The organism is Stenotrophomonas sp. GD03654 (assembly GCF_029845105.1).
In the GTDB taxonomy this organism is placed as follows: Bacteria; Pseudomonadota; Gammaproteobacteria; order Xanthomonadales; family Xanthomonadaceae; genus Stenotrophomonas; species Stenotrophomonas africana.
The window spans coordinates 21,871-27,930 of sequence record NZ_JAOCLC010000063.1 but is presented as its reverse complement, the minus strand read 5'-3'; the positions used below and the strand labels follow the sequence as shown (position 1 = coordinate 27,930).

The 6,060-nt window shown below is 66.7% G+C and carries 6 protein-coding genes; 4 read left to right on the top strand and 2 right to left on the bottom strand.

Annotation, left to right across the window (positions count from 1 at the left end; translation table 11 throughout):
- The first annotated feature begins 116 nt into the window (after window positions 1-116).
- Genes N5J73_RS19410 through N5J73_RS19400 form a run of 3 tightly spaced genes read left to right on the top strand, consistent with a single transcriptional unit; the run spans window position 117 to window position 3,887 of the window.
- The gene (locus N5J73_RS19410) at window positions 117-1,934 is read left to right on the top strand and encodes an ATP-binding protein (protein ID WP_049447824.1); all 1,818 of its coding nucleotides are present in this window, start codon (window positions 117-119) and stop codon (window positions 1,932-1,934) included.
- A complete protein-coding gene (locus tag N5J73_RS19405) occupies window positions 1,931-2,371 on the top strand; it encodes a response regulator (protein ID WP_005411057.1) in 441 nt (146 codons plus the stop codon). Before N5J73_RS19410 ends, N5J73_RS19405 begins: the two co-directional genes overlap by 4 nt.
- A gap of 4 nt (window positions 2,372-2,375) precedes the next feature.
- Window positions 2,376-3,887 carry an ATP-binding protein gene (locus tag N5J73_RS19400; RefSeq protein ID WP_049447823.1) on the top strand — a complete coding sequence of 504 codons (1,512 nt, stop codon included), beginning with the start codon at window positions 2,376-2,378 and terminating at the stop codon, window positions 3,885-3,887.
- Window positions 3,888-3,967: 80 nt separating this feature from the next.
- Here the strand turns inward: N5J73_RS19400 and N5J73_RS19395 are convergent, their stop codons facing one another.
- Entirely contained in the window at window positions 3,968-4,708 is a 741-nt protein-coding gene (locus N5J73_RS19395) for a 20S proteasome subunits A/B (RefSeq protein ID WP_049447822.1), read from the bottom strand.
- Between the two features lie 91 nt (window positions 4,709-4,799).
- On the opposite strand from N5J73_RS19395, the gene folK reads away from it, so the two are divergent.
- Window positions 4,800-5,285 (top strand): 2-amino-4-hydroxy-6-hydroxymethyldihydropteridine diphosphokinase, encoded by a 486-nt coding sequence (folK, locus tag N5J73_RS19390; RefSeq protein ID WP_049447821.1) that lies wholly within the window; start codon window positions 4,800-4,802, stop codon window positions 5,283-5,285.
- 31 nt (window positions 5,286-5,316) lie between these two features.
- Here folK and N5J73_RS19385 read toward each other — a convergent pair whose 3' ends face one another.
- Window positions 5,317-6,054: a pteridine reductase gene (locus N5J73_RS19385; RefSeq protein WP_049447820.1), complete on the bottom strand. Its 738-nt coding sequence runs from the start codon at window positions 6,052-6,054 to the stop codon at window positions 5,317-5,319.
- Between the last annotated feature and the right edge of the window lie 6 nt (window positions 6,055-6,060).

Genomic DNA, 6,060 nt, shown 5'->3' with positions numbered 1-6,060 from the left:
GTTCAGCCAGCCGCGCTGGAAATTCCAGAGTTGTGACCGCCTGCGCTATATTGCCGGTTCCGCCGCAGTGGGGGCCGGTAACGGCAGACGCTTTGCGGCTGTGCTGACGAGGAACTATGGCGCTGGTTTTCAGTGACGACATCTGGGACCGCTGGCGGTTGCCGGCTTTGGCGCTGGCCGCTGCCGCGATCATCGTGGTGCCGTGGTTGACCCTGCGCCACCTGCAGCAGGACAGCGAAGACGCGATGGCCTGGGTCAACCATACCCAGGCCGTCGGTGTGGCCCTGCAGCAGCTGCAGGCCGATGTGCGCGATGTCGAATCGGCTGCGCTGACCCTGTCCAAGGGTGTGGACGCGCCGGGCCTGCGCGAACGCATGGCCAAGGCCAACGAGCTCCCCGGTCGTCTGGCCGAACTGGGACGGATGACCCGCGACAATCCTGAGCAGTTGATCCGCATCGGCCGCATCGAGTCGATGCTGGAAGGCCGTATGGCGCTTGCCCGCGAACTGGCAAAGTCCGAGCCCAACAGTGATCAGCGCGAGCTGGTGCAGGACCTGAGCACGCGTTATCCGATCCGTGGCCTGGTGGAGGAGCTGCAGGCCAGCGAACAGAAACTGCTGACACAGCGCGCCGAGCAGGCCGCTCGCCAGCGCAGGCAGACCGAGCTGGTGTCGTGGAGTTCGTTGGTGGTGCAGTTGGCCCTGCTTGGCCTCGTGCTGTGGCTGCTGCAACGACAGATCGGCCGCCGCCTGCATGCCGAACGGCAGTCGCTGCGTTCGGCCGCACGTGCAGCCTCGGTGCTGCAGACCGTGCGCGAACCCATTGTGCTGCTTGACCGCGACCTGCGCGTGCAGCTGCACAATCCGGCTTTCGCCGAGCTGTATGGACTGCAGGATGAGCGCGCCGATGGCCTGTTGCTGGACATCGTCGGCGATGGCGCCTGGAAAGACCCGGTGATGCGCCAGCGATTGTCCGATGTGCTGCTGCGTGGCCGCGAACTCTGGGATTTCGAGCATGAGCAGCGTGCCGCCGATGGCATGGTGCGCTACATGCTGCTCAACGCGCGGCGCATGCCGCTGCCGGACACCGACGACGAAGTGGTGCTGCTCACCGTCAGCGACGTCACCGTGCAGCGTGCCGTGCAGCTGCGGGTGGAGGAGCTGAACCGCCAGCTGGAAGGCAAGGTTGCGCAGGTGTCCGAGGTCAACAGGGAGCTGGAAGCCTTCAGCTATTCGGTCTCGCACGATCTGCGCGCGCCGCTGCGCCACGTTGCTGGATTCTCCGACAAGCTGTCACGCCATCTCGGCGACGCCGCCGATGACAAAAGCCGCCATTACCTGGAGGTGATCTCCAGTTCGGCGCGGCGCATGGCGACACTGATTGATGACCTGCTGGTCTATTCGCGGCTGGGCCGCGCGGCAATGCGCCAGCAGACGGTGGACATGCAGTCGCTGGTGGCCGATACCCGCGCCATGCTCGATTCCAACCTGCAGGCCGAGGCCGAAAGCAGCGGCCATGCGCACCATGTGGAGTGGAGCATCGCGCCGCTGCCGATCGTGGTGGGCGATGAGAACATGATCCGCCAGGTCTGGCTGAACCTGCTGGGCAACGCGGTGAAGTACTCGGGCAACCGCGAACCGGCAAAGATCCGCGTGGACTACCAGCCGCAGCCTGACGGCGGTCATCAGTTCACGGTCAGCGACAATGGTGCAGGCTTTGACATGGCCTACGCCGGCAAGCTGTTTGGAGTGTTCCAGCGCCTGCACAAGGCCAGCGACTATCCGGGTACCGGCATCGGCCTGGCCAGCGTGCGCCGCGTGCTGACCCGCCATGGCGGCCGTATCTGGGCCGAGGCCGAACCGGACGTCGGCGCCACCTTCCACTTCTACCTGCCTCCCGCGATCGACGCGGACAAACAAGGTCCCTCTGCATGACGACTCTGCGCACCATTCTTCTTGCCGAAGACAGCCCGGCTGATGCCGAAATGGCGATCGACGCCCTGGAAGAGGCGCGTCTGGCCAACCCCATCGTGCACGTCGAGGATGGCGTGGAAGTGATGGACTACCTGTTGCGCCGCGGTGCCTTCGCCAACCGCGAGGAAGGCCTGCCGGCGGTGCTGCTGCTGGACATCAAGATGCCGCGCATGGATGGCCTGGAAGTGCTGCGGCAGATCCGCGAGCATGAAGAGCTCAAGCGCCTGCCGGTGGTGATCCTGTCGTCTTCGCGCGAGGAAAGCGACCTGGCCCGCAGCTGGGACATGGGCGTGAACGCCTATGTGGTCAAGCCCGTGGATGTGGACCAGTTCTTCGGCGCGGTGCAGACCCTGGGCAAGTTCTGGGCGTTGATCAACCAGGCACCGGAACTCGAGTGAGCCCATGCCCTTGACCGGTCCCGCCCTGGGGGCGCTGCGCATCCTGCTGGTGGAGGACTCACCGGAAGATGCCGAGCTGATGTCCGAACAGATGCTCGATGCGGGGCTGGACGCCCGCTTCGAGCGGGTCGAGAGCGAGGCTGAACTACGCCAGGCACTGGCAGCGTTCCAGCCGGACATCGTGCTGTCCGACCTGAGCATGCCGGGGTTCTCCGGTGACGACGCGCTGCGCATCGTACGCGAGACCTCACCGGAAGTGCCCTTCATCTTCGTCTCCGGCACCATGGGTGAGGAGAACGCGGTGGCGGCCCTGCAGAAGGGCGCCAACGATTACATCATCAAGCACCTGCCGGCGCGCCTGCCGTCGGCGGTGGCGCGTGCGATCCGCGATGCCCGCAGCGCCATAGAGCGCGCACGGGTGGAAACCGAACTGATGCGCGCGCAGCGTCTGGAAAGCCTGTCGCTGCTCGCCGCCGGCCTCAGCCACGACCTGCGTAACATCCTGCAGCCGCTGCTGATCATGCCGGACCTGCTGAAGGCGCGTACCGAAGATCCGCAGCTGCACCACCTGGCCGATGTCATCGCCGAGTGCGGCCGACGTGGGCACGAGATGGCCGAATCGATGTTGTCGTTCGTGCGCGGCTCGCGCAAGCCCAGCGAGCGCATCGAGATCGATGGCCTGTTCGATGCGGTGGCGTTGCTGTTGCGCAGCAATGTGCCCGATGCGGTGCGGTTGGAACTGCAGGTGCAGGACGAGGGCCTGGTGGTCGACGCCAACTACACCGAACTGCAGCAGGTGATGTTGAATCTGGCGCTCAATGCGATCCAAGCGATGCCGAACGGGGGCCGGTTGAGCCTCACTGCCAGCCATGCCGGCCAGCGCGATGGCGTGGACTGGATGCACATCCGGGTGGCCGACGAAGGGATCGGCATGGATGCGGACACACTGTCGCATCTGTTCAATCCGTTCTTCACCACCAAGGCCGATGGCACCGGCCTGGGCCTGATCTCCTGCAAGCGCATTGTTGAAGGCGCCGGCGGCAGCATCCACGTCAGCAGCCAGCCGGGGCAGGGCACCTGCTTCGAATTGCGGCTCCCGATGCACGACACCATTGATGGCAGCGAGCCGATCGAGCAGCTGGTAGCGCTGGGCAGCGGCCAGTCGATCCTGGTGGTCGATGGTGAGGCCACCCGCCTTTCGCTGCTGGGCAATGCGCTGTCCAGCCAGGGTTACCAGCTGCAGCTGGCGTCCGACGGCCCGGCCGCGCTGCGCTGGATGCAGCAGGAGGCGTTGCCGGCCCTGGTCATTGCCGACGCCGGCTCCAAGCTGCTGCCGGCCAGCCAGTTGCTGGGCGAGATGGCAGCACTGGGCTATCGCGGCCCGGCGCTGGTGCTGGAAGACGCAGCGGTGGAGGTGGCGGCCGATGCATTCCCCGCTGGCGTGCAGGTGCACGTGCTGCGCAAGCCGCTGCAGATGCAGCAGGTGTTCCGCGCGGTGGCCGAAGCGCTGGGCTGATGCCGCTGGGGTTCTGTAGAGCCGAGCCCATGCTCGGCTGCTGTTCGCATTGACCTCGACAGCCGAGCATGGGCTCGGCTCTACAGCACGGTTTCCCAGGGGAATCGCGGCAGGGCGTCCACCGCCTGTTCCAGCCGCCGCGACCAGTTCTGGTGGATGTCGGCATACAACGCCGAATCCGCGCCCAGGCGCAGCTGCTGGCCGATGCGCAGCTCGCCGTCGCGCAGCAGAGCGAGGTCGATCGGCAGGCCCACCGACAGGTTGGAACGGATGGTGGAGTCCAGCGAGACGATTGCCGTGCGCGCGGCATCCTCCAGGCGCGTGGTCGGGCTGAGGATGCGGTCGAGGATCGGCTTGCCGTACTTGGACTCACCGATCTGCAGGTAGGGCGTTTCCGGCGAAGCGGCGATGGCGTTGCCGAGCGGGTAGATCATGTACAGCCCAGGCCGCTCGCCGGCGATCTGGCCGCCGAAGATCAGCGTGGCCTGGGTGTTGACCCCGTCATGGCCGTGTTCGCTGTGGCTGCTGTGCACCTGGCTGTCCACCAGCAGCTGGCCGACGTACTCGGCAGCTTCGAACAGATGGGTCATGTCGCGCAGGTTGGGCGTGCGTCGTTCACCAGCGTCGCGCCCCAGGCGCGACACCAGCAGCTGGGTGGTGGCCAGGTTGCCAGCCGCCATCAGCACGTAGGCTGCCTGGCCGGGGTACTCGAACACGTGCAGCTTGCGATGCACGCGCACATCGTCCAGCGAGGCATTGGTCCGGGTGTCGGCAGCGAAGACCAGGCCCTCGTCCACCTCGATTCCAACGCAATAGGTCATGTCGGTGCCCTATCATGTGCGTCCCGGATTGTAGGCAGGCCGCCGTGACGACGGCATGTCCACGCCCCCCAAGTGCCGTCACCTGAACCGCATGACCACCGTGCTCCTGAGCCTGGGCAGCAACGTCCAGCCCCGCCGCTACCTCCACGCCGCGGTGACGGCCCTGCGCGAGCGCTTCGGCGCACTGCAGGTGTCGCCCGCCTACCGCACTGCCGCGGTCGGCTTCGATGGTCCGGCCTTCCTCAACAATGCGGTGGCGATCGAGACCGACCTGCCCCTGCAGGAACTGGACGACTGGCTGCATGCGCTGGAAGACGCGCATGGCCGCGACCGCAGCGGGCCGCGCTTCTCCGACCGGACCCTGGACATCGACGTGGTGTTCTATGGCGACCTGGTGGTGGAAGGGCCCGGCCACCTGCGCATTCCGCGCCCGGAGCTGAAGCATGCCTTCGTGCTGAAGCCGCTGGCCGACATCGCGCCGGACTTCATCGATCCGGTCAGTTGCCAGGACCTGGCTACGCTGTGGCGTGCGCACGCGCAGTTTGGCGAAGCGTTCGAGGTGGTGGACCTGGAATGAGGGAGGTGGCCGGCCAGCGGCTGGCACTACCTCAACTTACTGTGCGCCCACCATCCACGCGCAGGGTGTGGCCGGTGACGAAGCTGGCTTCGGCCACCAGCCAGTAGACTGCCTCGGCGATCTCCTCGACCGTGCCGATCCGTGCCAGCGGCGTGCGCGCCAGCAGCGCCTCGCGGGCGAAATCGTCCTTGCCCTGTTCCGGCCACAGGATCGCGCCGGGGGCGACCGCGTTGACCCGCACCTTCGGCGCCAGTTCCAGCGCCAGCGAGCGGGTGGCCATCTCCAGCGCGGCCTTGGCCATCGTGTAGGCGATGTGGTCGCGCATCGGGTCGGTGCCGTGCAGGTCGGTCAGGTTGACGATGCAGCCGTGCTGGCGGCGCAGGTACGGAGCTGCCGCCTGCGACAGCAGCAGGGGCGCCCGTGCATTGACCGCGTAAAGCTCGTCCATCGCCTCGGCGGTGACCTGGCCCAGCGGGGTAGGGAAGAAGTTGGAGGCGTTGTTGACCAGCGCATCCAGGCGGCCGAAGTGGGTCACGGCCTGTTCCACCAGATCGGTCAGCGCGTCGGCGTCACGCAGGTCGGCCTGCAGCGCCAGCACGCTGCCGGGGCGCACGTTGTCAAAATCGAACGCGGCCTGCTGCAGCTCGGCGCTGGAGGTGTTGGCATGCAGCACCACCGACCAGCCACAGGCATGGAACTGGCGGGCAATGGCCGCGCCGATCCGGCGCGCGCTGCCGGTGATCAGGACCACGGGGGTGGTGTCGCTCATCGAGGG